At 68.5% G+C, this 26043-nt stretch carries 29 protein-coding genes; 9 read left to right on the top strand and 20 right to left on the bottom strand.

Annotated features, from left to right (window positions below; genetic code table 11):
• Positions 1-37 precede the first annotated feature (37 nt).
• Positions 38-259 carry an RNA-binding S4 domain-containing protein gene (locus NMI01S_RS05410; protein ID WP_030516732.1) on the top strand — a complete coding sequence of 74 codons (222 nt, stop codon included), beginning with the start codon at positions 38-40 and terminating at the stop codon, positions 257-259.
• A 34-nt stretch (positions 260-293) separates the two neighbouring features.
• On the opposite strand, the gene rraA is transcribed toward NMI01S_RS05410, so the two are convergent.
• The 7 genes from rraA to NMI01S_RS05375 all read right to left on the bottom strand — a co-directional run bounded on the left by rraA (position 294) and on the right by NMI01S_RS05375 (position 4874).
• The gene (gene rraA / locus NMI01S_RS05405) at positions 294-779 is read right to left on the bottom strand and encodes a ribonuclease E activity regulator RraA (protein ID WP_039775068.1); all 486 of its coding nucleotides are present in this window, start codon (positions 777-779) and stop codon (positions 294-296) included.
• 64 nt (positions 780-843) lie between these two features.
• Positions 844-1302 carry an SRPBCC family protein gene (locus NMI01S_RS05400; protein ID WP_062994901.1) on the bottom strand — a complete coding sequence of 153 codons (459 nt, stop codon included), beginning with the start codon at positions 1300-1302 and terminating at the stop codon, positions 844-846.
• Between the two features lie 90 nt (positions 1303-1392).
• A complete protein-coding gene (locus tag NMI01S_RS05395; RefSeq protein WP_062994900.1) occupies positions 1393-2334 on the bottom strand; it encodes a CopD family protein in 942 nt (313 codons plus the stop codon).
• Complete coding sequence (locus NMI01S_RS05390) at positions 2331-2885, bottom strand: copper resistance CopC family protein (RefSeq protein ID WP_084512453.1); 555 nt, start codon at positions 2883-2885, stop codon at positions 2331-2333. The genes NMI01S_RS05395 and NMI01S_RS05390 overlap by 4 nt, the downstream gene beginning before the upstream one ends.
• Complete coding sequence (locus NMI01S_RS05385) at positions 2882-3538, bottom strand: YcnI family copper-binding membrane protein (RefSeq protein WP_062994898.1); 657 nt, start codon at positions 3536-3538, stop codon at positions 2882-2884. Before NMI01S_RS05385 ends, NMI01S_RS05390 begins: the two co-directional genes overlap by 4 nt.
• Before the next feature lie 74 nt (positions 3539-3612).
• Positions 3613-4218, bottom strand: coding sequence for a hypothetical protein (locus NMI01S_RS05380; RefSeq protein WP_062994897.1), 606 nt, complete (start codon positions 4216-4218; stop codon positions 3613-3615).
• A gap of 14 nt (positions 4219-4232) precedes the next feature.
• Positions 4233-4874, bottom strand: a complete 642-nt coding sequence (locus tag NMI01S_RS05375) for a DUF6474 family protein (protein ID WP_062994896.1) — start codon at positions 4872-4874, stop codon at positions 4233-4235.
• 392 nt (positions 4875-5266) lie between these two features.
• On the opposite strand from NMI01S_RS05375, the gene NMI01S_RS05370 reads away from it, so the two are divergent.
• Positions 5267-6985 carry a TM0106 family RecB-like putative nuclease gene (locus NMI01S_RS05370; RefSeq protein ID WP_174554449.1) on the top strand — a complete coding sequence of 573 codons (1719 nt, stop codon included), beginning with the start codon at positions 5267-5269 and terminating at the stop codon, positions 6983-6985.
• Entirely contained in the window at positions 6982-8976 is a 1995-nt protein-coding gene (gene htpG / locus NMI01S_RS05365; protein WP_062994895.1) for a molecular chaperone HtpG, read from the top strand. Before NMI01S_RS05370 ends, htpG begins: the two co-directional genes overlap by 4 nt.
• A gap of 113 nt (positions 8977-9089) precedes the next feature.
• On the opposite strand, the gene NMI01S_RS05360 is transcribed toward htpG, so the two are convergent.
• Positions 9090-10442: a lipase family protein gene (locus NMI01S_RS05360; protein ID WP_084512450.1), complete on the bottom strand. Its 1353-nt coding sequence runs from the start codon at positions 10440-10442 to the stop codon at positions 9090-9092.
• Between the two features lie 181 nt (positions 10443-10623).
• Positions 10624-11391, bottom strand: coding sequence for an SDR family NAD(P)-dependent oxidoreductase (locus tag NMI01S_RS05355; protein ID WP_036496958.1), 768 nt, complete (start codon positions 11389-11391; stop codon positions 10624-10626).
• A 186-nt stretch (positions 11392-11577) separates the two neighbouring features.
• Here NMI01S_RS05355 and NMI01S_RS05350 point away from each other — a divergent pair, with 186 nt between their 5' ends.
• Complete coding sequence (locus tag NMI01S_RS05350; protein WP_062994894.1) at positions 11578-12318, top strand: TetR/AcrR family transcriptional regulator; 741 nt, start codon at positions 11578-11580, stop codon at positions 12316-12318.
• An 18-nt stretch (positions 12319-12336) separates the two neighbouring features.
• Here the strand turns inward: NMI01S_RS05350 and NMI01S_RS05345 are convergent, their stop codons facing one another.
• Together NMI01S_RS05345 and NMI01S_RS05340 are read right to left on the bottom strand one after the other, a co-directional pair.
• Positions 12337-12774 carry a VOC family protein gene (locus tag NMI01S_RS05345; protein ID WP_062994893.1) on the bottom strand — a complete coding sequence of 146 codons (438 nt, stop codon included), beginning with the start codon at positions 12772-12774 and terminating at the stop codon, positions 12337-12339.
• Positions 12774-13343, bottom strand: coding sequence for a DinB family protein (locus tag NMI01S_RS05340; protein WP_062994892.1), 570 nt, complete (start codon positions 13341-13343; stop codon positions 12774-12776). Before NMI01S_RS05340 ends, NMI01S_RS05345 begins: the two co-directional genes overlap by 1 nt.
• A gap of 61 nt (positions 13344-13404) precedes the next feature.
• Here NMI01S_RS05340 and NMI01S_RS05335 point away from each other — a divergent pair, with 61 nt between their 5' ends.
• On the top strand, positions 13405-14406 hold the full coding sequence (locus NMI01S_RS05335; protein ID WP_062994891.1) for a helix-turn-helix transcriptional regulator: 1002 nt from the start codon (positions 13405-13407) through the stop codon (positions 14404-14406).
• On the opposite strand, the gene NMI01S_RS05330 is transcribed toward NMI01S_RS05335, so the two are convergent.
• The 4 genes from NMI01S_RS05330 to NMI01S_RS05315 form a co-directional block, all read right to left on the bottom strand.
• Positions 14389-15105 carry a TMEM165/GDT1 family protein gene (locus tag NMI01S_RS05330; RefSeq protein ID WP_062995086.1) on the bottom strand — a complete coding sequence of 239 codons (717 nt, stop codon included), beginning with the start codon at positions 15103-15105 and terminating at the stop codon, positions 14389-14391. The two genes, NMI01S_RS05335 and NMI01S_RS05330, sit on opposite strands and share 18 nt — an antisense overlap.
• Before the next feature lie 359 nt (positions 15106-15464).
• Positions 15465-15992, bottom strand: coding sequence for a hypothetical protein (locus NMI01S_RS05325; RefSeq protein ID WP_062994890.1), 528 nt, complete (start codon positions 15990-15992; stop codon positions 15465-15467).
• A gap of 203 nt (positions 15993-16195) precedes the next feature.
• Positions 16196-16819 carry a superoxide dismutase gene (locus tag NMI01S_RS05320; RefSeq protein ID WP_036496963.1) on the bottom strand — a complete coding sequence of 208 codons (624 nt, stop codon included), beginning with the start codon at positions 16817-16819 and terminating at the stop codon, positions 16196-16198.
• Between the two features lie 257 nt (positions 16820-17076).
• Complete coding sequence (locus NMI01S_RS05315) at positions 17077-17685, bottom strand: hypothetical protein (RefSeq protein ID WP_062994889.1); 609 nt, start codon at positions 17683-17685, stop codon at positions 17077-17079.
• A 450-nt stretch (positions 17686-18135) separates the two neighbouring features.
• Here NMI01S_RS05315 and NMI01S_RS05310 point away from each other — a divergent pair, with 450 nt between their 5' ends.
• The 4 genes from NMI01S_RS05310 (at position 18136) to NMI01S_RS05295 (ending at position 21514) form a co-directional block, all read left to right on the top strand.
• Positions 18136-18519, top strand: a complete 384-nt coding sequence (locus NMI01S_RS05310; RefSeq protein ID WP_062994888.1) for a rhodanese-like domain-containing protein — start codon at positions 18136-18138, stop codon at positions 18517-18519.
• 73 nt (positions 18520-18592) lie between these two features.
• On the top strand, positions 18593-19699 hold the full coding sequence (locus tag NMI01S_RS05305) for a DUF4328 domain-containing protein (protein WP_245716713.1): 1107 nt from the start codon (positions 18593-18595) through the stop codon (positions 19697-19699).
• Positions 19696-20463, top strand: a complete 768-nt coding sequence (locus NMI01S_RS05300) for a glycerophosphodiester phosphodiesterase (RefSeq protein ID WP_036496965.1) — start codon at positions 19696-19698, stop codon at positions 20461-20463. Before NMI01S_RS05305 ends, NMI01S_RS05300 begins: the two co-directional genes overlap by 4 nt.
• A gap of 124 nt (positions 20464-20587) precedes the next feature.
• Positions 20588-21514 (top strand): DUF5926 family protein, encoded by a 927-nt coding sequence (locus tag NMI01S_RS05295; protein WP_062994887.1) that lies wholly within the window; start codon positions 20588-20590, stop codon positions 21512-21514.
• Positions 21515-21614: 100 nt separating this feature from the next.
• On the opposite strand, the gene NMI01S_RS05290 is transcribed toward NMI01S_RS05295, so the two are convergent.
• From NMI01S_RS05290 to NMI01S_RS05270, 5 genes are all read right to left on the bottom strand, one after another.
• Positions 21615-22163: a ferritin gene (locus NMI01S_RS05290; protein WP_062994886.1), complete on the bottom strand. Its 549-nt coding sequence runs from the start codon at positions 22161-22163 to the stop codon at positions 21615-21617.
• Between the two features lie 152 nt (positions 22164-22315).
• On the bottom strand, positions 22316-22855 hold the full coding sequence (locus tag NMI01S_RS05285) for a ferritin (RefSeq protein WP_062994885.1): 540 nt from the start codon (positions 22853-22855) through the stop codon (positions 22316-22318).
• 9 nt (positions 22856-22864) lie between these two features.
• A complete protein-coding gene (locus NMI01S_RS05280) occupies positions 22865-24307 on the bottom strand; it encodes an LCP family protein (protein WP_084512444.1) in 1443 nt (480 codons plus the stop codon).
• An 88-nt stretch (positions 24308-24395) separates the two neighbouring features.
• Positions 24396-25190 (bottom strand): CPBP family intramembrane glutamic endopeptidase, encoded by a 795-nt coding sequence (locus NMI01S_RS05275; protein WP_062994884.1) that lies wholly within the window; start codon positions 25188-25190, stop codon positions 24396-24398.
• Positions 25191-25248: 58 nt separating this feature from the next.
• On the bottom strand, positions 25249-26022 hold the full coding sequence (locus NMI01S_RS05270; protein WP_062994883.1) for a DUF2470 domain-containing protein: 774 nt from the start codon (positions 26020-26022) through the stop codon (positions 25249-25251).
• Between the last annotated feature and the right edge of the window lie 21 nt (positions 26023-26043).

Here is a 26043-nt window from a genome sequence, read left to right as displayed (position 1 = left end):
GTGCGGCCCGCCGGGCGCGGCGGTAAAGATGTAACCCATGTCGGATCCAGTCGATGTGCCGATCGAAGACGAAGTCATTCGACTCGGGCAATTCCTGAAGCTGGCCAATCTCATCGACAGCGGGTCGGAGGCCAAGACCGTGATCGCCGCCGGGCTCGTGCGCGTCAACGACGAGGTGGAACTACGGCGGGGCCGCCAGCTCCATGCCGGTGACGTGGTCGCACTCGCCGGCCACCGCGTGCGGGTGGCAGGCGGATAGGTCGGCGAGCGGGGGCCCGGCGGCGATCGGCGCCTCATTCCGCGCGGACGACGACCCCGTCGTGATCGCTGTAGAGCATCTCGCCCGGAACGAAGGTGACGCCGCCGAATTCGACCGGCACATCGCGTTCGCCGGATCCGGTCTGCGTGCTCTTGCGCGGGTTGGTGCCCAGCGCCTTGATGCCGATGGGCAGGGTGCGCAGAATCGCCGAATCGCGCACGCCGCCGTTGACGACGACGCCGGACCAGCCGTTGTCGACGCCGCGTCCGGCGATCACGTCACCGACGAGGGCGGTGTGGATGCTCGCGCCGCCGTCGACGACCAGCACACGTCCTTCACCGGGTTCGCTGAGAGTCTGCTTGACCAACAGATTGTCCTGGAAGCAGCGAATGGTGACGATGCGCCCGCTGAACACCGGATTGCCGCCGAACTGCGTGAATTGCGTATCGCAGCTACGAATCTCGGGGCCGATCTCATCGGCGAGGTCGGCGGTTGCCACTAGGTTTGCTGAATCGGTCACCAAATAAGCTTGCCATGCGGGCGGCGATCGAATCCTGAGACCTTCCGCCGCGGGCCCGGCCGGTTCAGTTGTCGAGGGTGCGCTGATACTCCGCGATCCTGGTCGTCAGATTGTGGGTGGTGTGTTTGACCGACAGTTTCACGAACGGCTCGATGGTCTTGCCCAGCACCTTGCCGGCGAGCCCGCCCGGTACCCGATATTCGACGATGGCGTCCACCGTGCAGTCGCGGTCGCCGCGGGGATGGAACAGGAAGGTCGATTCGATCTCGAAGCCGGTCACGGCCTTCACCGCGATGGCGACGTTCTTCTCCCAGCGCACGATCTGCAATCGGGAGGTCAGCGAGGCGGGACCGAGTTTGATCTCGGTGTCGAACGTCGCGCCCAGCCCGGCCACCTGATCGGTGATCGGGCGGAAGGAATGGACCTCGGTGACGAATTCCGGCAGATGGCGATAGTCGTTGACGTAGTCGAACGCGGTCTCGGCCGGCGCGGCGCAATCGGCCACGATCTTCACTGCGGTCATGCGATAACCGTAACGTGTTGCAGTCCGGCCCGGACCGGATGTAATTGCTATCACTCCAGTTCGCAGGGCCTATCCGGCCCGGGCTCGGACTCAGGCCGTCACCGACAGTGTCGCCGCCAAGCCGAAGACTGCCGCCATGACCACCACCTCGATCAGCGCCCGGCGCAGCGAATCGTCCGCACTCATCCGATGGTCGGTGGCCACTGGAACCCAGCTGCGCCGCCACCACCAGCCGAGCCCGAGCAGCGCGAGGGCCATGACCGTCTTCGCGAGCAGGATACGGCCGTACCCGGTGTCGGCCAGCGCGGCCGGATCGCCGATACGGACCAGCCCGTTGACCACGCCGGTCACCGTCACCGCCGCCACCGCGGGCAGCGCCCAGCCGGAATAGCGCGGCAGGATCACCGCCCATTCACCGCGCGTGCGCACCACCAGCGCCAGCGCCAGCAGCAGGCCGAACCAGGCGGCCGCCGCGAGAGCGTGCACCGCGGCCAGTACCGAGCCCAGCGTCTGCTGCGACATATGGCCGGTGATCGGCCGCAGCACCAGCGTCACCGCGGCGAAGACCAGCACCAGATCGGCGCTCGCGCGTTCCGGTCGGCGGAAGGCCAGCGTGCTGTAGCAGGCGACCGCCGCGGTGCCGATCAGCACGGCGATGCCGATCTGGCCGCCGCTGACATGCGCGATGTAGTCGCCGAAGTCGCCGGCGCGCAACCGGCTCAGCGGGACTCCGACCACCTCGGCGGCCTCGGTGGACAGCAGCACGAATTCCGCGACCGTCCAGAGCCCGCCGAACACGGCCAGCAGGCGCCACGCGGGCCGCAACCGGTCGTGCAGGCGCGGTAGAGCCGCCAGGCCGAGAACCGTCGCGCCCAAGCCGTCGGCCAGGGTGCGCACGGGGGCCTCGGCCTGTACCGGATCGGGTGCGGCGAGCGTCCATCCGGCGGCGACACCGACGAGGGCGGCCGGGACGACCAGCAGCAGTGCGTAACGCAGTGCGGTCGATCTGCTGCCGGCCGTCCCCGGCCTCATGGTTTGCCGCCGCTGCCCGGCCGTCGGGAGCGACCGCCGAACAGCGCGAACGCCAATCCACCGCCGAACAGGACGACCGCGGCCACGATGAACACCCACAGCGGTACGCCACCGGAATCACCGTCGCCACCGGAGCTGCTCTCGGCGTCGGCCTTGGCGCCCGGTGTCCCGTGACCGGGCGTGGTCAGCTCGAAGGTGCGGGTGCCGCTGACCGGATGGCCGTCGGCGGAGGTGACCCGGTACGCCATCGTGTAGGTGCCGGCCGGGCCGAGGTCCCCGACCTCGACGCTGACGGTCGCCCCGCCCACCACCGGTTTGCCCTTCGACCACAGATTCCCGTCCGGGCCGACGACGGTCAGCGACGGGAAGCTCGGCTGCAGATTCTCGTTGAAGGTGATGCTGACCCGCGCCGGGCCGGACGCGAGTTTCGCGCCGTCGGCGGGGTCGGTGGATACCACCGTCGAATGCGCGGCGGCCGGACCGGCGACCGCGATCGTCAGTCCGCCCAGCGCCAGCGCACCGACCAGGGCGAACAGTATGCGGCGCATCATGCTCGCCGGCTCCGGATCAGGCTGCCGAGTCCGAGCGCGGCGCCGAGGGCGCCGAGCACCAGTCCGATACCGCCCAGCCAGCGCGCGGTGTTGTCGGAATCGGACTCGTCACTGTCGGCCTCGCTCGACATGCCGGCCGCGTGGTCGTGATCGGATCCGGCGGCCGCCAGCGTGACGCTCGGCGCGGGGTGCTCGGGTTCGTCGCCGCCGGCGGGCATGGGTTCGTTCCAGTTGACGACCTTGCCGTCGCTGTAGGTCTGGGTGGCCGGGAAGCTGATCTTGTCCTGCTTCGGCAGCGGACCGACCGCGAGGGCGAAGCGCTGGAACTGTTCGGGGGTGATGCCGGGATTGCCCGGGTTGGCGGTCCAGGTCACGGAGGTGAACTGGTTCTTGTCGTTCTTCTCGGTCTTGGCGGTCCAGCCCGCGACGGGTTCGGTGCGGGCCGCGGACAGCTGCGGCAGCGCGACGGTCAGTTTGGTGGTGGATGCCGTCGCCGATTCGGTCGGCACGCGGAAGGTGATGACGGCGTAACCGCCCTGGGCCGCGCCGGGCGCGTCGGCGGTGACGTGCGCGGCCGCGGTGCCGGAGGCGAGCAGGGCGAGACCTGCGGCGGCGCCGGTCGCGACCAGGGCGCGCGACAGTGAGGTGGACATGCGTGAACTCACGATGGGTGACTTTCTCGGTACTCGGCGATATGCCGGGGAAATGCCTGTGGTCGGGGAGGGGTTCAGGCGAGTACCGGTGGAGCGCGGGAGCCGAGGGCGCCGGCGCGCCAGTGCTGCCACGGTGGCCGCGCGCAGGTCCGCCACCGGGGCGCGGCGATATCCACCGGCGGCAGCGGCCGCGTCGTGACGGCCCGGACCGAGTGGGAGACAGCGGCGTACAGACGTTCCACGGCCATGATGAGCGCGGCACAGGCCACGGTCGCGAGCGTGTGCGCCAGCGTCATCCAGCTGCTCGGGAAGATCGATGTCAGACCGGAAAGGCCGCTCCCGCAGGATGTTTCACCCGGCCGGTGGGCGGGCAGCAGACTCAGCGCGATATGCGAGACCGCCTGTCCGCCGCCGAGCGCAGCCAGCACGCCGGTCCGGCCCCACGCACCGCCGGCGGGCGGCAGCATCGAGGCGAAGGTTCCGGTGACCGTCGCGCTCAGCAGGAGCAGCGCCAGCGTCGCGGAGCCGGGGTAGCCGCCGTCGGCCCAGCCGTGCGCGGCGGTCGCGAGGACCACCACCGCCGTACCGACCAGCCCGCCCCGGAGCCCATCGACGCCCGGCCGCCGGACCGCTCGCCGGAACGGCGGGGATCCGGTCGCGGGCCGGGCACGATGCAGCATGGCGAAACGGTCGGTCAGTGCACGCCGAGGCGCGCGAGGATATCGGCTTCCACGCCGGAGAGTTCGTGCGAGATGGAGTTGTGCACCGCCCGGCGGCGCGGCGCGGGCATCTGCTCGGCGGTGCGCACGGCCGCGGACAGGCTGGCGAGCCGGTCACGGGTGGCGGCGACGAACTTCTGCGTCTCGCCGCTCTTGTCACCGGAGTTCTCGATACCGGCGAGGGTCGATTCCACACCGGTGATGCGAGCCTGCAGGCGGGCGCCGTGGCCGGTGAAGTTGCCCAGTTCGCCGATGCCGATACCCAGCCGGTGGGCGCGGCGGGTGTCGATCTGGCCGCGGACGAAGGTGGCGGCCCGGTAGGCCAGCGGCGCCAGCACCGGCACCAGCACCCGCGCCACGCCCAGATACTTCTTCACCTGGCTCGCGGTGAGCAGTTCCCGGTCGGCGCGTTCGGCGGTCTTGAGGGCGGCCTTCTCCTCGGCCTTCAATGCCGCGATCTGCGCCTTGGCCACGTCGCGCTGGGTGCGGAGTTCGGCGCGCTGGCGTTTGCGTTCGTTGCGGGCGCCGAGTTTGGCCTCCATCGCGGCCTTGTGCTTGAGGGCTTTCGCCTCGGCTTTGCGGTCCGCACGCCGCTTGCGCTTGGTGAACAACCCCATCGAAAGCCCTCCGTCACGAAGTTCCGTCATGCTGATATACCCACATGCCACACGGTTTGCGCCAACTGTAGCGGGATGCGCACCCGGTGGCGCCGTCGCGGCGGCGGGTGCGCGGTCCGGGCGCGTGCCGTTGCGGGCTCCGGGCCGCGTGAGTGCCGAGGTAGCGGCTCCGCGCACGCCTCGCACGCAGGCGGTTCGCGGGAGTGTCGTAGGTAGGGACCATACTGCTTAGCGTGTATTCGGGCAGCGGCGACCAAGACGGTCGCGAGGAGGACGGCGGAGGCGACGAGCGGCGGGCTGCTGCTCGACGAACCGTCGTGGTGCCCGCCGAAGTGGAACGGGCGCAGCAGGTTTCGGCCGGCACGGCGAGTGCACCGGCCGACCCGGCGAACCTGTCGGCGTCCGCCGGGTCCGGCGAGCACCCGCCGCGCATCGCCTATGTCGACGCCCGCGCGCTGGTCGGCTGCCGGCACCGGCTGCATCTGGACGCGACTCATCCGGAACGGCTGCTGGGGGTGCCGGAGGACGCGGGTGTCAAACAGCGCCGCGACGCCGCCACCGCGCATCGCTCGAAGGTTCGCGACACACTCGTCGCCGCCGATCCGCAGGCGTGGGTGATCATCGACCCGGATCAGCACGCGAGCGGCCGCGCCGAGGACACGTTGCGCGCGTGTTCGGAAGGTGCGCAGCACATTTGGGGCGCGTTGCTGCCGCAGGAGTCCGATACCGGCCGTCGCGGCGGCTGCGAGATCCTGCTACGCGATACCGACCGGGGCGGCTACATCCCGATCATCGTGGTCAACCACAAGGTGACCGACCCGCGCCAGCCGGATCCGGCCGATTTCCATCCCACCACCTCCGACCTGTACCGCTGGGATCCGCGCCCCGACCGGCACGTCCGGGTCCGCACCCAACCGCGCGACCAGCAGCGGCTGGCCCATCTCTATCGCATGTTGCAGCGGCACGGGCTGGCCAGTCCCGCGCTGGTCGGCGGCGCTATCGGCTATCACTTCGACCGGATCCTGGTGCACGATCTGGCCCCGGTGCTCGACGAGTACGACCGGCGTTATGCCGACCGCATCGCGGTGGTGCGCGGCGAGCTGCCGACCGTTCCGTCCAAGGTGCCGGAATGCCGGCAGTGCCCGTGGTGGACGCGGGCGCCCGGTGTGACCGGTGGTGAGCGTCCGGATATCACCGATCCGCCCGCGGTGAGCTGCGAGGGCTGGCTGGCGGCCCACCGCGACGTCAGCCTCGTCGCACCCGGCTCACGCGCCGAACTGCTGCGCCGTCACGGCGTGCAGACCATCGACGACCTGGCCGAGTGGACCGCCGACGAACCCGAGGACTGGCAGTACGAGCCGTTCGCCGAGACGGTCGTGACCGCGCGGGCCTGGATCTCGGGCGCGCCGCTGGTCCGCCGCGTGGACCGGGTGCGCGTAACCCGGGCCGACGTCGAGGTCGACGTCGATCTGGAGAGCTATCAGGAGTACGGCGCCTACCTGTGGGGGACGCTGCTCGACGGGGTGTATCGCCCCTTCTTCACCTGGGACCCGCTGCCGACCGCCGACGAGGCCCGCTCGTTCGCCGAATTCTGGACCTGGCTGATGGCGGTGCGCGCCGACGCGGCCGCGGCGGGCAAGACGTTCGCCGCCTACTGCTACTCGCGGACGGCCGAGGACAAGTGGCTCTACGAATCGGCGCGCCGATTCGCCGGACGGCCCGGCGTCCCCACCGAGGACGAGGTCCGTGCCTTCGTCGACAGCCCGCAGTGGGTGGATATGTTCCAGGCGGTGTCGGAGCAGTTCATCTGCCCGAACGGCAAGGGGCTCAAGAAGATCGCCCCGGTCGCCGGATTCGGCTGGCGCGATCCCGAGGCCGGCGGCGAGGCGTCGATGAGCTGGTATCGCCTGGCGGTCGGGTACGACGGCGCGCCCGATCTGTCGCAGCGCACCCGCCTGCTGGAGTACAACGAGGACGACGTCCGCGCCACCCAGGTGCTGCGCGAATGGATGGCGCCCGCGCAACCGCGGGCGCACAGTGCCGACGCGGAGGTTCCCGCGATGACCGACTTTCGCGAGCCACCCGCGGTCCGTCGTAATATCTGCACGTGACCGATCACGTCGAACAACTGGAGTTTCAGGCCGAGACCCATCAGCTTCTGGAACTGATGATCCACTCGGTCTACTCGAACAAGGACACCTTCCTGCGGGAATTGATCTCGAACGCCTCGGACGCACTGGACAAGCTGCGGCTCGAGTCGTTCCGGGACAAGGATCTCGAGGTCGACACCTCGGATCTGCATATCGAACTCGAGGTCGACAGGGACGCCCGGGTGCTGACCGTCCGCGACAACGGCATCGGCATGTCGCGCGCCGAGGTGGTCGATCTCATCGGCACCCTGGCCAAGTCCGGCACCGCGGAACTGCGCCGCCAGCTGCTGGAATCCAAGGGCGGCGAGGGCGCGGTGAGCTCCGAAGACCTCATCGGCCAGTTCGGTATCGGCTTCTACTCGACCTTCATGGTGGCCGACAAGGTCACGCTGACCACCCGCCGCGCGGGTGAGTCCGAGGGCACCCGGTGGGAGTCCGCGGCCGGCAGCTCGACCTACACCATCGAAACCCTCGACGACGCGCCCCAGGGCACCGCGGTGTCGCTGCATCTGAAGTCCGCGGACGAGGACGATCACCTCTTCGATTACACGCAGGAGTGGAAGCTCCGCGAGATCGTCAAGAAGTACTCGGACTTCATCTCCTGGCCCATCCGGATGCAGGTGGAGCGCACCGTCACCGAGGGTGAGGGTGAGGAGAAGCAGGAAAAGACGATCCTCGAGGAGCAGACGCTCAATTCGCAGAAGGCGCTGTGGACGCGCCCGCGCAGCGACGTCTCCGACGAGGAGTACAAGGAGTTCTACAAGCACGTCTCGCACGCCTGGGACGATCCGCTCGAGATCATTCCGCTCAAGGCCGAGGGCACGTTCGAATATCAGGCGCTGCTGTTCATTCCGTCGCACGCGCCGTTCGATCTGTTCATGCGCGAGCACAAGCGCGGGGTGCAGCTGTATGTGCGCCGGGTGTTCATCATGGACAACTGCGAAGAGCTGATGCCGGAGTATCTGCGCTTCGTCAAGGGTGTGGTGGACGCGCAGGATCTGTCGCTGAACGTCTCGCGCGAGATTCTGCAGCAGGACCGGCAGATCCAGATGATCCGCAAGCGCCTGGTCCGCAAGGTGCTGTCGACGATCAAGGATATGCAGAGCGCCGAATCGGCCGAATCCGGTTCCGACGACGCCGCCGCGAAAGAGTCGAAGTACCAGACCTTCTGGAACGAATTCGGCCGAGTTCTCAAGGAGGGCTTGCTCTCCGACTTCGACAACCGCGAAACCATCCTGCAGGTCTCGTCTTTCGCCTCGACGCATTCGGATTCGGAGCCGACCTCGCTCGCGCAGTACGTGGAGCGCATGGCCGAGGGCCAGGACAAGATCTACTACATGACCGGTGAATCCCGGCAGCAGATCGAGAATTCCCCGCATATGGAGGCCTTCAAGGCCAAGGGCCTCGAGGTGCTGATCCTCACCGACCCGGTCGACGAGATGTGGGTCGGCTCGGTGCCGGACTTCGACGGCAAGCCGTTCCAATCGATCGCCAAGGGCGAGGTCGATCTGGAGACGGAGGAGGAGAAGAAGGCCTCCGAACAGCTGCGTGAACAGCAGGAGAAGGATTTCGGCGATGTGCTGAAGTGGCTGCAGGAGACGCTGAGCGACAGCGTCAAGGAGGTCCGCCTGTCCTCCCGCCTGACCACGTCCCCGGCCTGTGTCGTCGGTGATGTCTTCGACTTCACCCCGCAGCTGGAGCGCATGTACCGCGCGTCCGGCCAGGCGCTCCCGGAATCCAAGCGGATTCTGGAACTCAACCCGGAGCACCCGCTGGTCACCGGGCTGCGCGATGCCTACTCCGGGAGCAAGGACTCCGAGGAGAAGTCGGGGGAATTGGCCGCGACCGCCGAATTGCTCTACGGCACGGCGATTCTCGCCGAAGGCGGCGAACTGAAGGATCCGGCCCACTTCGCGCAATTGCTGGCGGACCGGCTCACGAAGACCGTCTGATCCGGACGGCACGGCCGCACGACGCGTAAGGCTCGCACGGAAACCGTGCGAGCCTTACGTTTTCGTTCCGTTCGCTGCCGGGGCGCAGTCGGAGGGTGCCCGGCAGCTCGCCGTCAGTCGAAGGTGCAGCCGGGCACCGGCTTCCCGTCCAACCGGTCGACCAGATACGAGATGGCGTTGTTCGTGCCGAACCCGTCGATGATCTCGGGCCCGAAGTGATTCGGCAGGGCCGCGCCGGGCAGGATCGGCGGGAGATCGTTGGTGCGGAAGGTGACCGTGGCACCGTGGCCGCACCAATCCGCCGCCAGCTGCCGGGCCTGTCCGTAGGGGACGGTGTCGTCGTTGACGCCGCTGGTGATCAGCACCGGCGCGGCCGGGGTGAGGGTTCCGATGCGCTGGCGATCCACAATGTCGATGGCCGCGGGCACTTCGCGCAGGTTGTCGAGGATGGGCCGGCGGTCGGCGGTGAAATCGCTGCCGCGCAGGAACGGATGCTTCAGGATCACGTCGCCGATGCACTCGTTCTTCAGATCCTCGAGCAGGCCGAGCGCCGCCGGGGTGACCCGCTTGTCCAATTCGGGCTTCAGGTCGGGATAACGGGCCAGGAATCCGTTGAGGGCGTATCCGACCACCCCGCCGATCAGGTTGCCGTCGATCTTCTGCAGGACCGCCGACAGATCGGCCACCGGCGCACCCGCCCAGACCCCCTTCAGGTCCAGTTCCGGCGCGTAGCGCGGCTGCAGTTCCGCCGCCGCCGCGGTCGCGCCGCCGCCCTGGGAGTATCCCCAGAAGGCCAGCGGCGTCTGCGGTCCGGTGCCGGAGAGCGCATTCGCGGCGCGCGCGGCGTCGAGGACGGCGTGTGCCTCCTCCACGCGGTTGACGTAGGTGTGGACGCCGGGGGTGCCCAGTCCGATGTAGTCGGTCACGAAGACCCGGGCGCCCAGCGAATTCCACGCCATGGCCGAGACCGCCTCCTGATTCGCGGAGACGCTCGGCGGGGTGATGTCGGCGTAGAGACCGGTGGAGAACGCCTCCGAGGGCGCGCACTGATCGCCCTGCCCCGAGGTGCCGGGCGCGATGATCACGGTCGGCCGCGGCCCGGTGCCCTGCCACGGACGAGCCGAGTCGATGTAGGTCCCGCTGACAGCGACCGGTCCGCCGTCCTGGGTCTGCGAGGTGTACAGCACCTTCTGTGCGCTCACCGGCCATTGCCCGAGTCCGGGCGGTGCGATGAACACCGGCATCGGCTCGGTCTTGATCACCGAGCCCGGTGTGGTCGCGAATTGTGCCGGGGGAGTGTAGAACTCGCTCACCGGCGTGGCGGTGGAGGTGCCGGCGGCCGCGCAACCCAGCGCCGCCCCCGCACACGCCGCGGCCCCGAGCGCGACTATCCGGCGGAAGCCGCCCCCGCCCCGCTTCGGCGATCCACTCGCCTTCGAGTGCTGTGCTCTGTCACCCAGTTGCATCGTTACGACCTGGCCTTTTGAACTTACTACCCAGTAGAATCAGCTTTAACATAGCCTTAATTCCCGCTGGGGAGAAATACCTGGTCACCCGCCCCGAAATCTTGCCGCCAAGATTGGGATCGTTCACAACCCGACGCGCGAAAGGCCGACACGGGGATTCCGTGTCGGCCTCGGCTCGACGTCAGCGCGGCGCCATGCGCAGCGCACCGTCCATGCGGAAGGTTTCGCCGTTCAGGTAGTCGTGCTCGGTGATGTACTGCGCGAGCTGCGCGTACTCGTCCGGGCGGCCCAGGCGCGAGGGGAACGGCACACCGGCCTCGAGACCCTTGCGGTACTCCTCGGTGACGCCGGCCAGCATCGGGGTGTCGATGATGCCGGGGGCGATGGTGTTGACGCGGATGCCGAACTGGGCCAGGTCGCGCGCGGCCGGAACGGTCATGCCGGCGACGCCGCCCTTGGAGGCGGAGTAGGCGATCTGGCCGATCTGGCCCTCGAACGCCGCCACCGACGCGGTGTTGATCACGACGCCGCGCTGGCCGTACTCGTCGACCGGTTCGGTCTTGGAGATGGCGTCGGCGGCCAGGCGCATCACGTTGAAGGTGCCCAGCAGATTCACGGTGATCACGGTCCGGAACAGCTCCAGGTCGTGGGGGCCGTTCTTGGACAGGATGCGTCCCGCCCAGCCCACACCGGCGCAGTTGACCACGATGCGCGGCGGCACACCGGATTCGACGACCTTCGCCACCGCTGCGGCGACCTCGTCGTTGCTGGTCACATCGGTCGGGATCAGGGTGACACCGGCGGGGACGCTGTCGCCGGCCCGTTCGATCGACTGAGTCAGATCGAGACCGAATACGGTCGCACCCTGGTCGGCGAAGCGTTGTGCGGTCGCGGCGCCCAGACCGGACGCAGCTCCGGTGATGATCGCGGCGGAGCCGGAAATCTCCACGGTGTTTGGTCCTCTCGTTAGTGACGGCCCTATGGGTACTGGCCTTCCGTCAACAGCACCATATCGGGCGTGGGTGCCGTCACAGCCGGGGGTTCGCCGCGTGGGAAGCCGGCACCGCGCAGAATGGAAGACAACCAGCTAGTTTCGTTTGCGAACTGGTACGCGATCGAACGATGGAGTTGCCACATGACCGCCTCGGCCCCCGCGGACCGCCGGCTACCTCGGGGCCGGCACGGTATCCCGCGGGAAACGGTCGTCCGGGACCAGCGCGACCGAATTCTCGCGGCGATGGCGGATGCGATGGCCGCCCACGGATATGTGGGCACGTCGGTCGCGGCGGTGATCAAGCGTGCGGGAGTGTCGCGGGAGACCTTCTACGAGCAGTTCCGCTCCAAGGAGGACTGTTTCGAGGCCGCCTACGAGCGCGCGGTGGAACAGCTCATCGCCCACATCGAGGAGGCGCTGCGCCCGATATCGAACCGGCCCGCCGAGACCGGCGCGGACGGCCGCGAATCCGCGCGAAAGCCCGCAGGCGTATCCGATGCCCCGCCGATCGGCGCCTTGCTCGATGCCTACCTCGACGGGCTGGCCGCCGAACCCGCCGCCGCGCGATTGTTCCTCGTCGAGGTCTACGCCGCCGGTCCCGCGGCGATCGCACGGCGCGCGGAGCTGCAGGAATCGTTCGTCTCCCTGGTCGCCGGCATTCTCGACGCCCGCACCGATCAGCAGCGCTTCGCCTGCCGCACCATGGTCGCCGCCCTCAGCGCCATGGTGACCGCCCATGTCGCGGCCGATGATCTGGACGGGCTGCGTGAATTGCGCGAGCCCATGCTCGAGCTGGTCCAGCGCAGCGGCGATCTGTTCGGCGGCGTACCCGCCGGCGCCTTCGGTCGTACCGATCCGCGGGAGCATTTCGATCCCTGGTGACCACGGCCGGGCGCGCGCTCAGTCGAGGCAGAATTCGTTGCTCTCCGGATCGGCCATCACGATGTGACCGTTGCCGAGTGGGGGAGCGGGTTCATGGCGCTGCAGCCTGGTCGCGCCGTGGGATACCAGTCGCTCGGCCTCGGCCTCCAAGGCGGCCATCCGGTCGTCGCCGGTCAGGCCCGGGGCCGCCCGCACATCCAGATGGACCCGATTCTTGGCCTGTTTGCCCTCGGGCACCCGCTGAAAGAACAGCCGCGGGCCGGCGCCCTCGGGATCGATCAGCGCCGAGGCGTCGTTGCGCCGTTCCGGCGGCACGTTCATGGCCGCCAGTGCCTCGTCCCAGGTCCGGAATCCGGGCGGTGGGTCCTGCAGTCGGTAGCCGAGGGCCTCGGCCCAGAACGCGGCCAATTCCGCGGGATCGCCGCAGTCGAAGGTGATCTGGACATCGCGGGCCATCAGCTCGCCTCCTGTCGGTTGTGGTGCAGGTAGAGGTCGCGCAGCAGGCACACCTCCGCCAGATGGTGGATCATTTCGCGGTTGATGTGCAAAACCAGCGCCGAGAACGGGAAATCGGCATAGGGTCCTTCGGCCGCTCCGCACGGACGGGCGAGGCCGTCTTCGCCCAGCGATTCGATGCCGCCCATCCAGTCGGCGTACTCCGAATCGAGCTGTGCCAGGGCGTCTTTCGCGGTTTCGGCGTACTCGAACGAGTGGTAGTCGGTGGCCGCGCGCCCGAAATGCGAGGCGTTGCGGACGGCGAGTACGCCGACGATCACGTGCCCGAGCCGCCAGGCGATCGTCGTGAACGGCGCTGGATCCGGCGGTGGAAACGCGAAGTCGATGGTCATCGCGCCGGAACCGCCCTGGATCGGTGCGTTGCCGGCGCCGCGTGGGTGCAGATTCCAGCAATCGGGCACGGGTTCCCAGAAGTACTCGTCGTCGGTGAGTCCGTCGAGCCGGGGCCGGAGCTGGTGTGTCCAGTGCCAGTCGATCTGCTCGCGGAGCAGGCTGTTCCAGTCGGTCATGGACACAGCTTCGCGCGAATAGCGGACAGTTACCTTCCGCTATCTGTGCCACGATGACCGCATGACCGTCGAAGCGACTACCGAGCGGGTGTTGCGGCTGCTGGCCCTGTTGCAACGCCGGCCGTCGTGGACCGCTACGGAACTGGCCGACGAGCTGGGCGTCACCGATCGTTCGGTGCGCCGCGACGTGGAACGACTGCGCGCGATCGGTTATCCGGTACAGGCCACGGCGGGGGTCGGCGGCGGATACCGGCTGGGTGCGGGGACGCGGCTGCCGCCGTTGCTGTTCGACGACGAGGAGGCCATCGCCACGGCGGTGTCGCTGCGCCTGGCCACCGGGGGAACCGTCGCCGGCGCGGGCGAGGCGGCGCTACGGGCGCTGACGAAGCTCGATCAGGTGATGCCGCCCAGATTGCGTGCCGAGGTGCGCGCGGTACACGACGCCACCGAGACCATGGCCGGTCCGGGTATCGAGATCGATGCGGAACTGCTGATGACCCTCGCCCGGGCCTGCCGCGACGCTGTCCGGGTCCGCTTCCACTACGCGGGCCGCAACGGGGTCGCCGGTGAACGCACCGTCGAACCGGTCCGCATGGTCACCACCGGCCGGCGCTGGTATCTGATGGCCCGCGATATCGACCGCGACGACTGGCGCACCTTCCGCCTCGACCGCATGCGGGAGGTGCGGGCCACGACCTGGCGTTTCCGGCCGCGTGAGCATCCGGATCCGGTCGGCTACGTGCAGCGATCGGTGGCCGAGGCGCCGTACCGCTTCCTCGCCCGGATCCGCGTCCACGCCGATTCCGCCCGGGTACGCGACCTGATTCCGCCCCAGGTCGGCCGCGTCGAAGACGATCGCGACGGTTGGTCGGTACTGGTAGTGGCCGGCGACGACCTCGACTGGCTCGCGGTCCGCGTCGTCCGCCTGGGGTTCGAGGTCGACGTGCTGGAGCCTCCGGAACTCCGCGAAGCGGCGGCTCATCTGGCCCGCGATCTGTCGGCTCTAGCCGAACCGGACCGAGCCGACCGCGGTTCGGCGAGCCGTTCAGCGTCCGTGCAGTGAATGCGGTTCCGCCGGCTCCTCGTGGGTCCGATTCGACCGCCCGAGCAGTCCCCACAGCGCGCCGCCGACCAGCGGCACCACCGCCGCGATCGAATACTCGCCGAGTTTGCCCAGGTCCGGCGCTATCGCGCCGAGCAGGGTGGCGGCACCGATGTAGAGGAACAGCAGGCCGGAGGCGACGGCGACCGCCCGCTCCGGAATGTGCTTGCCGACCGTGATGCCGATGGCGATGGCCAGACCGCCGGCGGCGACCATACCCGCGACCGAACCCACCCAGACGGCCACCCAGTTGTGATTGGAGGCCAGGGCGATGGTGGCGAACATGGTGCGGTCGCCGAGTTCGGCGAGCAGGAACGACGAGATCACGATGAGGAAGGCCCGGCCGGGGGAGGCGGGGCCGGTGGTCTCGGGTTCGTCGGGATCGGGTTCCTCGTGCCGGGCCGCCCACAGCGTCCACACGCCGACCGCCAGCAGGATGAGGCCGGTGCAGAGTGCGATGAAGTCGGTGGGCAGAGCCGCTCCGAGGAAATGTCCGACGCCGACGGCGATCACGTTCACCAGCACGCTCGCGACGGTGATACCGCCCAGCACGATCCACCAGCGGTAACGCAACGCGAAGGTCAGGGCCATCAGCTGCGATTTGTCGCCGAGTTCGGCGACGAAGAGCACGCCGAAGCTCAGTAGTATCGCGGCGATCATCATCGGCTCCCAGGTCTCCGGCGTATCGGCCGAAGACGGGGCGCCCTCAGCCGACCACGCCCGTATGAACGGTCTGTCGTCGGCCGAAGGTCTCGCCCACCGGAAAACCGGTTCGGATGGCCGGATCCGTCCAGCGGATCAGTATGTCGACCATGCGATTGCGGGCTACTCCCCTTCGCTGCCTTTCAGCCTACCCTTACCCGCGCGCTGCCGCCAAGTCCCTGTTGCCGAAATCGCAATGCGCACAATAAGTTTGGCGATGCGGCCGAAAAGTTTCGGGTACCCGTCGAAGGTGTTTCGCCGGGGCTCCGCACCGCGTTCGGACGTCCGTGCCGCGGGTGCCGGGGTGCCCGTGGGCCTCAGGCGGCGAGCAGCATGGCCAGTACCGCGGTATCCGGATCCGAGATCGGGTCCACGCCCACGCGGCTGACCATCGAGGTGACCGTGCCGTCGAGTTCGGCCTCCACCCACGCCGCCCGGTGTGCGAGCCCCAGATGCGGAATGCCGGGCAGCAGAACACATCCCGACGCGGCGCCGACACATTCGGGTAGCGACGGATTGGTCTCCGAGGGCGGATGCAACATCATCAACGCGGGCGGCACATGATCGGCGAAGCGGCCCGGTTCGATCGCTTCCTCGCCCAATACCGGCCCCTCGGCCACAACCAGTCCGACGGTGTCCGGACGCGGATCGTCGGGCAGTTCTTCGCGCGCGCCGAAGACCGTCGTGGTTGTCAGCAGGCCGGGCAGGCTCGCCACCCGCACCGCGAGCGCCAGCAGTTGCGCCCATTCCTTGGTCGTATCGGGCCAGCGCCCGGAGATCACGAAGCCACGCAATATGCCGCGTGCCTGGAACGGCGTAACCCCGACCGGATTGTTCGTACGCATCGGATGCCTCCCGAACTGTCAACGGGGGCGGCTCCGCGATGAGCGAGCCCGTCCTCGACCTATCGTGCGATAGGAGTACCCGAGAATGACCCGAACAATGTCTGGCACACAAGTACCAGAGAGTGCTAAATCGCAGGTAACACGCCCGCAACGCAACTCAGGCCATACCCGGCGGGTATGGCCTGAAGTCGCGGAGAGGCGTATCAGCCGAAGATCAGGCCCTTGCCCTGAGCGACGGCCTTGGCGAAGCGCTCCTGCACGTCGGCCCAGTTGACGACGTTCCAGAACGCCTTCACGTAATCGGCCTTGACGTTCTTGTACTGCAGGTAGAAGGCGTGCTCCCACATGTCGACCTGCAGCAGCGGGATGATGCCGAGCGGCACGTTGGCCTGCTGGTCGTACAGCTGGAAGGTCAGCAGCTTCTGGCCGAGGGTGTCGTAACCCAGCACCGCCCAGCCCGAGCCCTGCAGGCCGTTGGCGGCAGCGGTGAACTGCGCGCGGAACTTGTCGAACGATCCGAACTGGTCGTCGATCGCGGCGGCCAGGTCCCCGACCGGCTTGTCGCCACCGTTGGGGGACAGGTTCTTCCACCAGATGGAGTGGTTCACGTGACCACCGAGGTGGAAGGCCAGGTTCTTCTCGTGCAGGAAGATCGCACCGTGGTCGTCGGCTTCGCGCGCGGCTTCCAGCTTCTCGAGCGCGGTGTTGACGCCGGCGACGTATGCGGCGTGATGCTTCGAGTGGTGAATCTCGTTGATCTGCCCGGAGATGTGAGGCTCCAAGGCGCCGTAGTCGTAATCCAGATCTGGCAGCGTGTACTCAGCCACGATGTCCCTTCCTCATGATGTCGGCGCGTGTACCCGGTCATGTCGAGCACACCAACCTTCATTCGTACACCCGCTCGATGCAACCGGGTCCGGTCCACCCTAGATTCCCACGGCCCGAAATCGACGGCTCGGCCAGGATCGAGGGCGCACGCCCGTGGTATGCCCCGGCTCGGAGATTTATTCACGCTGAACGCATGTCGGCGCGGATTCGCCCGGATCGCGGTACGGAGTTCCGCCCTCTCGGCGGTGGGCTCCGCCTACATCGGCGGTGCGACGTCGGGCAGCATGGTGCGCGGATCGCACGAGTCGTGCGCCTTCCACCAGCGCCGCGCGCCGGCCACGAATTCGTCGAGGCCGACCAGACTTCCGTCGGCGGTCTCGATCGTGACGTCCTCGAACCAGACCCGCACATCCAGCTCGAGCGGGTCGGTGCCCTCCTGCTGCGAGAACTCGAGGACGTGGGCCGGGGTCCGATCGCTGATCGTGGTGTCGAAACTCAGCAGCTCGCGCCACAGCGCCCAGCCACTGTCGTCGACGTCGATGAAATCCCAGCCGTGCAGGGCGCCACCGCCGAATCCGGCGATGGCATCCCCGAGGGTGTCGAGGGTGAGCGGGAAGATGCGCGGTTCCAGATCGTCCCAGCGCTGCCGGCGCAGGGATGCCGCGACCCGGCTGACCCCGGACAGTGTGAGCGACACCCGGCCGTCGGCGGGCTGGCCGTCGCCGGGGAGGGTGAGTACCTCCAGTTCGATTCGAAGTCGTCCGTCCGCGGCGTCGACCACGAGTCCGAGACAGGTCGCCTCGGCGAGTGCGGTGTTGAGCCCGGTCGTATCCAATCCGTCGAGTAACGCCCTGCTCGCGTCCATAGCGTCAGGCTACCGATTCACCGCCGTAGAGCTCGGTATTTCGGTTTCTCGCTAGTGTTGTCGTTTTTTTGCCGAAGAGAGGGAACCGATCGCTCAGCCGCCCCGTCCAAGTATGTGTCGGGCTCTCGTAGCGGCCGGTGATACGCCGTTGACCAGCGCAGGAGACCCGCATGCGGCAGCGGGGGCCGCTCCGGGACCGAGGAGGGGAGTCCCGGAGCGGCCCCCGTTCCGTTTTCCCGAATCGGTTGATGCGAACCGACCGGTCTCGCAAGTCGCAACCTGTGGATGAGGTTGTGGATTATGTGGATAACTGGGGGTGAGATATACACAGGTCGGTGTGCCCGAGGCGTGCGGCACGGTATGGACGGCCGGAACAAACCTGGAGTTCACCCGGGCGATCGACTGCCGGGTCTCCCCGCCGATCCGGGGGACGTGGCAGGATCGTCCATTGTGACGAGCTCCGAAATCCCCTCGGTGCCGGTCCAGGATCTGCCTGCCGAATTCGACGCCGCGCCGGCGGCGGGCGCCGGATCCGGAGACGGCGCCCCGTCCGCGATCCTGCTCGATGTCCGCGAGGACGACGAATGGCAGCTCGGCCACGCGCCGGCCGCGCTGCACATTCCGATGATCGACGTGCCCGCACGCCTGGACGAACTGGACTACGACGCCGACATCTACGTCGTCTGCCGCCAGGGCGGACGCTCGATCGAGGTCGCCAAGTATCTCGCGCACGTGGGATTCGAGGTCTACCAGGTGGTCGGCGGCATGGTGGCCTGGCAGCAGGCCGGACGCCCGCTGAGCGGCGCGGGCGACACCGAGGCGAAAATCTACTGACGAGCCGTCGAACCACGAGCGCAACCGCACACCCGATGATGAAGGTCGACTGGATGGAAGGGGGAGCAGCCCGGTGAGTACGGTCGTGCAACCCTGCGCCCGGTGCGGCGCCCGCTGGGCGGTGCACGGCACCCCGATGCACTGGTGCCCGCGCTGCCGCGGTGTGCTGCTGTCACCGGCGCCCGTCGACGCTCCGCCGGAGCGGCGCAACTACCGCTGGGTGGCCCGCCCGCCGGGGCGCGGCCCGCGGGTCGAACGCCCACGTCCGGCGCCCACGATCGATCCGGCCACCCCGCGCTACGCCGAGATTCCGCGCTGGGGACTCCAGGACCGGCCGCCGCGGACCGCCGCCGCGCCGCAGAACCGGATCCAGGCCGTCCTGCACTGGCTGACCGAACGAGTCGCCGGTCTGCTGCTGGCCACCGTCATCTTGTTCGGGCTGTCGGCGGTCGCCGAATTCGGCCGCTATCTGATTCTGCTGCGCAACCGCACCCGGTTGATCCAGCCGCTGCTGCTGTTCTTCTCCGACCTCACCGTCTACGCGACCTCGGTCGCCGCGCTGATCTGCGCGTTGATCACCGCTGTCGGTCTGCTCGGCTGGCTGGTCCGCGCACGCCGCAGTGCTTATGCCGGAAACGGCCGCCGCGATCCCCGTTCCCTGCGGGTGCTGCTGTGCGGCGGGCTCATCCCGGTGGTCAATCTGGTCTGGCCGGGTGTTTTCCTCACCGAACTGGTTCGCCAGCTCGGCGGTGACCCGCGCACGCTGCGCGCGGTGCGGATCTGGTGGTGCGTCTGGGTTCTCAACGGTGTGATGGTCATTGCGTCGCTGTTCTGGCGCACGGCCGATACGCTGCAGGGCCAAGCCGACGGTGTGATCTTCACGGTCTACACCGATCTGGTCGCGGTCGCGGCGGCGGTGCTGTCGCTGTGGGTGCTGCGGATGTGCGAGGGTCGTGATCTGCGCGGCCGGATCCGGATGGCCAAGCGCTGGTTGCCCGCGGCCGGTCCGGCGGTCCCGGTGATCGAGCCCGTCCATCCGGTCACCGCGGTGGACACCGCGGACCGGGCGGCCGCCGGAAACGCCGGAAACGCCGGAACCCAGCACACCGAAGCCGAGCACACCGGCGCCGAGAACACCGAGGCGGAGCGCGTCGAACAGGAGGAGGTCATGGCCAAGTGAGCCAGGGCAATCGCGCACCCTTCGTGGTCGCGCACCGGGGTGCGTCGGGTACCCGTCCCGAACACACCCTCGCCGCCTACGAGCTGGCGTTGGAGGAGGGTGCGGACGGTGTCGAATGCGATGTCCGGCTGACTCGTGACGGTCATCTGGTCTGTGTGCACGACCGCACGGTGGACCGCACGTCCTCCGGTACCGGCCTGGTCAGCGAGATGACCCTCGACGAGCTGCGGGATCTCGACTTCGGCGGCAACGGCAGTCCTGCTCCGGTGCTGACGCTGAGCGAGTTGATCACGCTGGTGCTGGACTGGCGCAGCCGGCCGACCAAACTGTTCATCGAGACCAAGCATCCGGTCCGCTACGGCGCGCTGGTGGAGAACAAGGTGCTGGCCGAACTGCAGCGCTTCGGCATCGCCACCCCGGCCTCGGCCGACCATTCCCGCGCGGTCGTGATGTCGTTCGCCGCCACCGCGGTGTGGCGCATCCGCCGGGCCGCGCCGCTGTTGCCGACCGTACTGCTCGGCGAATCCTCGCGGTATCTGGGCGGAAGCGCCGCGACGACGGTCGGTGCCACCGCGGTCGGACCGTCGGTGAAAACCCTGCGCGAACACCCCGAACTGGTCGACAAGGCCGCCGCCGCCGGACGCGCCACCTACTGCTGGACCGTCGACGATCCCCAGGACGTCGAACTGTGCGCGGAGCTGGGCGTCAGCTGGGTCGCGACCAACCATCCCGGCCGGACCAAGAACGTGCTGGACGGAATCTGATCCAACGGGAAACCCCGGCGGCGGAATCGGTTCGCCCTGCGCGGCAGATTCGGTGCGCCCTGCGCGGCAGATTCGGTGCGCCCCTGCGCGGCGGTGGCCGCGGGAACCTGTAGGTTCTGCGTTCGTGGGTAAGAGCAAGCGCAACAGTCCCAAGCCCGACAGTAATCGGGCCCAGCGCCTCGCCGAACGTCGTGCGGCGCAACAGCAGGCCGCTTCGGCCGTGACGCGCCCCTTCGCCGGGCTGGCCGCCGAATGCGACCTGGTCGCACTCCGCGAGTTCGTCCCGTCGGCGACCGCGACCCTGGAACTGGCCGCGGGCGTCTCCGCCGAGCGCCCGGTGACGCTGGCCACCGTGCTACCCGGCGCCGTCGCCGCCCTGGTGCGTGCCGGTGACGAGCCGACCGGATTCGTCGGTGCGCAGGTACAGGTCCAGTCGGAGAATCCGGCCGCCGATCTGGCCGCCGCGATTCTGTGGACGCAGGCCGCCGAACCCGGCGAATCGCTCACCGCGGCAAGCGAAGCCGCCCAGGGCGCGGTGCCCCCGCTGTCCGAGGTCATCGATCCCAAGGCGAATCTGGATCTGACCGTCCACCAGAACTTCCAGTGGTGGGTTCCGGAGGGCGTCACGCCGGATCCGCAGGTCGCCGCGACCATCGATCAGGCCGATCAGGCGATCATGCCGTCGGACCGGCTGGCCCTCGGCGCCGAATCCGTGGGTGCGGCCTGGTGGGTCGACGCCGGCGAGAAGGCGCATCTGCGCTGGGTCCGGCCCGAGGACGAGGACGCGCTGATGCTGGCCCTCGCACGCGTGCACGCCGCGGGTGGGCTGCACCTGGGCGACGGCTCCCGATTCGCGGGGTCGTTCCGCACGCACGGCCTGCTGGTGCCGGTCTTCGATCTGGACCGCGAACTGCACCCGAGCGAATGGGTCACCCCCGCACAGGAATTCGGCGCCCGCCTGGCCGAGGCGCTGGCCTCCGACGCCCCGATGAGTTCGGAGGAGCGGCGCTCCCGCGACGGACTGCGCTCGCGCCAGGTGACGCTGCGCTAGCGAAACCCACTGCGGGACAAGCGTTCCGCATCGGCTCCATACGACGAACTCGGCCCGCCGGACGGCAGACCGAGTTCGTCGATTCGCGATGTCTCTCGCGTCAGATATTGCCGCCGGCCGCCGCCGGCGCCCCGGAAGCGTCGCTCGGACCGCTCATTTCGCGGGAGACGAAATACTCGAGATCGAACAGGTTCGATCCGGCCCGATCGGCGACGGTGAGCAGCGTGTTCATCCGCGCCACCTCTTCGACCTGTTCCTTCAGGAACCACTGCATGAACTGCTCGCCCAGGTAATCGCCCTCCTCGCGGGCAGTGCTGGCCAAGTGGATGATCTGCTCGGTGACGGTCTTTTCCTGCTGCAGCGCCAATTGGATCGGCTCGCGGGCATTCTCGAATTGCGACCGCGCGGCGTCGACCCCGGACAGCTCGACGCTCATGTCCCGATCGAGGAAATACCGCACGATCATCATCGCGTGATTGCGTTCCTCGATGGCCTGGGCATAGAAGTGCTTCGCCAGAACCGGCAGATCGGCATTGTCGAACCACACCGCGATCGCGATGTACTGGTGCTCGGCATTGAATTCATGCCGGATCTGATCGTGGAGCAGGGCGTGAAATTTGCTGTGTGAGGAATCGGCGTGGCTGGACATGGGCCCGACATTAGTGCTGGTCAAGTTCGGCTGTCATCCAAGTACACCCTTAATGAGGCAAGTGTTGCCTTAGTTACCGGCGCCTTACCCGAGCGGCTCGGCCGCATTTCGGAATTCGCCGACTGCCTGCGATTTCGGACCCCGTCGCATTTTCACCGCCGCGCGGTTCCCGCCGGTTTCGGAGCGGAGGCGTCGGGCGCGCGTGTGGCCGGGATCTCGCGCGCCACGAACTCCTCGATGTCGAACAAATTGCCCGCCGCTCGCTCGCACACCGCCGCCAGGGTGGTGAGCCGCGCGACCTCCGCGAGCTGATCCTCGAGGAACCAGCGAACGAACTGTTCGCCGAGATAATCCCCCGCGTCGCGGGCGGTGCGGGTCAGCGTGGTGATGTGATCGGTCAGTTCCCGTTCCCGAGTCAGCAGGAATTCCACGGTGGCCGAGGGTGATTCGAATTCCGAGCGCACCTCGTCGGTACCGGTGACCGCGACGGCGACATCCCGGTCGAGCAGATACCGCACCATCCGCAGGGCATGGGCGCGTTTGTCCTCCGCGCCCAGATAGCAGATACGTGCCAGCTGCGGCAGCCGCTGTGCGTCGAAATGGACGGCCGCGGCGAGATATTGCTGCGAGGCGGTGAATTCGCGTCGAATCTGGGCGCGCAGCAGTTCGGGGAAGGGGCCGGTACCGGACATACCCCGACGCTACCGGGTGAGCAGATCGTCCGGGACGGCCTGGTCGTGTGCCAGCGCATCGAAGAAGCGGCTCGCGCGATCCTTGTCCCACAACAGCACGTTGCCGGAAGCCGATTCGTCGGTGAAGCCGCCGATCGGCACGGTGGTGGCGATCGTCTTACCGTGCAGCGCCCAGCCCAACCGGCCGAGATCCCAGATGTGATCGCCGTTGTCGACCTGCAGTGAGGAGGCCACATCGCGGGCCAGCGGCCATACCTTCAACGGGTTGGCGAGCGTACCCGCGCTGGTCGCCTTCTCCAGCAGCGCGGACAGGAACAGCCGCTGATTGTTCATGCGGTCCAGATCGGCTCGCGGGGTGGCGCGGGTCCGCACGAACCCGAGCGCCTGAGAGCCGGACAGATGCTGACATCCGGCCGGAAGGTCGATACCGGCCTTCGGATCGTCGATCGCATCGGGCAGGCACATATCGATACCGCCGAGTGAATCGACCATGCCGGCGAAACCGCCGAAGCCGATTTCGGCGAAATGGTCGATGCGCAGGCCGGTCGCGTTCTCGACCGTCTGCACCAGCAATTTCGGGCCACCGGCGGAAAACGCGGCATTGAGTTTGTCCTTGCCGACACCCGGAATGCTCACATACGAATCGCGCGGCAGGCTCACCACGGTGGGCGCACCCGATTTCGGGATGTGCACGAGCATGATGGTGTCGCTGCGTTCACCCCCCGCGTCGGCGCTGTCGCCGGTCGACAGTTCCTTCTCCTGGTCCGGCGTCAGACCGACGCGGGTATCGGATCCGGTGAGCAGCCAATTGGTACCGGCCGTCTGCGCGACGCGGTCCGGATAGGCGGCCAGCGCGTCGACGCGGTGAAGTGAGCGATCCAGATAGATCACTCCGGCGACCGGCAGCAAAATGACGATGAGCAGCAGAATCAGCAACCATCTGCCCCAATGCCGTTTCCGGCGGGCCCGCGGCGCACGGGGTTCGCGCGGCGGGCGTTCGGTGCGGCGGGGACGTGCGGGGGGCGGTGGTGGCGGTGCTTCCCGGTACGGCACCGGGCGCTGGGTCGGAGCGTGGGTGGGCGGTTCGCCGCCGTGCTCGACGCCGTGTTCGTAGGGCGGCGGGTTGCCGCGCGGCCGCGCCGGGCTGCTCGGCACCTGCGACCAGGCCAGCGGCGGATTGTTACCGTCGCGGCGAATGACCTGGGTCGGTTCGATCGGTGGACGTCCGGGCGGATGGCCCGACCCCGGCGGCAGCGGCCGCCCCGAACCGGGCGGGCGACCCGAATGCGGCGGGCGGCCCGAGCCGGGTGGCATCGGCCGCCCGGCACCGGGCGGGACGCGCGGATCGTGCCCGTGCCGATCCGGCGGCGGCATGCGTCGACCGTCCGGGCCCGCCGGCGGCGGCACCCGGCGGGTCCGCGGATACTGCTGGGGGTCGTCGCCGTTCACCATCGAGATGGTACTGACCGGGGCGTTGTGCCGGTCGGCACAATGCGTCCGGAGGGCTGAACGTGGCCGATTCCCGCAGGTCGGCGCGGTCTCACGGCAGCCAGGAGACGTGGCCGTGCAGAGCGGTGTAGCCGATGTAGGTCACCGAATCGATCGTCGCGTGTGCCAGGATCAGCGGCCACAGTCGTCCGGTCCGCTGCCAGTACCGCCCGAAGATCACCCCCATCACCAGGTTGCCGAGGCCTCCGCCCAGCCCCTGATACAGGTGATAACTGCCCCGCAGCAGCGCCGACGCGGCCAGCGATCGGTTCTCCGACCAGCCGAGCGTGCGCAGCCGGCTGATCAGATAGCCGACGACGATGATCTCCTCGGCCACGGCATTCGCCACGGCCGAGAGCACCAGCACCGGCAGCCGCCACCAGTGGTCGTGCAGTGAACTGGGCACGATCGTCACGCTCATGCCCAGCGCGTGGGCGGCCAGGTACAGACCCAGTCCGGGCAGTCCGATCACCGCGGCGAGGACGACGCCGGGGACCACATCACCACGCCACCGGATCCGCGCCAGTCCGACCAGCCGCGGTCCGATTCCGCTGCGCCACAACAGATACAGTCCCAGCGCACCCCAGCCGATCAGGCGCGCGACGCTCAACAGCTGAAACAGCAGATCGATCGTCGACTGCGCGGCCCGGGACGGATTCAGCGCGACCTGCTGACCACCGATTCCGCCCGGTGCCAGCGCGCTTTCCAGCAGCGACAGCGCAGCGCCGGCCCCGCTCGTCCCGAAGGTGACGACCAGGACGATCGCGATCTCCACCCGGATCGCGAACCGGTCGCGCTCCGCAGCGGGATCGGGCCAGGCAGCTGCGAAACGACCGGCCGGAACCATACGGACAATCTAGGGTGGTCGGCCGGCTGCCGCGTATCCGGCCGTGTCGGATGTGCTCTCAGGCGGATCGATCGGAGCCGTGCATGCGATCGAAGAACGGGCAGCCGGCGAGGATGCGCACCGCGCGGCTCAACTGCTGCACGTCGTCCACCGGCGCGTGGAAGGGCAGTCGCACGTCGTGATCGGTGTCGGGCCCTTCGACTCGCAGCGTGACGCCGTAGCGGTCGATGGCCAGCGGCCGCACCGAGCCACCGCGCAGCCGGACCGGCAGATGGCGGGCCAGCCGGGCGATCACATCCGCGTGATCGGAGTCCATATGTTGCAACCAGGCCGCTTCCAGCTCCCAGAACGGATCGGCATCGGCGCTGCGCAGATCGTGCGGGCAGACCGATTCGGCGCCGGCGGAGTCGGCGACGACGGCCGATTCCAGCACCACTCGCAGCAGGGTGCTGGTGTGGCCGACATCGAGCAGGCCGGGATGCGGATATTCGCCCGCGACCTGAGATGCCAAGGCGCGCTGGGCATGTCCGGGTACCGCCCGTACCCGCCCGCGCAACCAGACCAGCGCACGGACAGGTTCGCGCAGCGCCAAGGGCGCGTGGTCGGTCAGCTCCAGCACACCCGGTGAACCGACCTCGGCCGCCGCGGCGGCGACCGCCGCCGAATCGCGCGCGACTGCGACGACCACATCACCGCACGCCCGCAGGTGGTGCACGGTCGTGGGAATCGGATCGGTGCCGGGCAGGGCCAGGACGGAACTCTCGGCATGGGCGCACGCACTGCGGATCCGCTCCGCGGCGGATGGAGCGGCGGACGTGATCGTGCGGCGCATACAGACCTCCAGTGACGAACC

It is taken from the genome of Nocardia mikamii NBRC 108933 (assembly GCF_001613505.1).
GTDB lineage: Bacteria > Actinomycetota > Actinomycetes > Mycobacteriales > Mycobacteriaceae > Nocardia > Nocardia mikamii.
The sequence above is the reverse complement of the archived record's forward strand: the minus strand, read 5'-3'. Positions and strand labels throughout refer to the sequence as shown.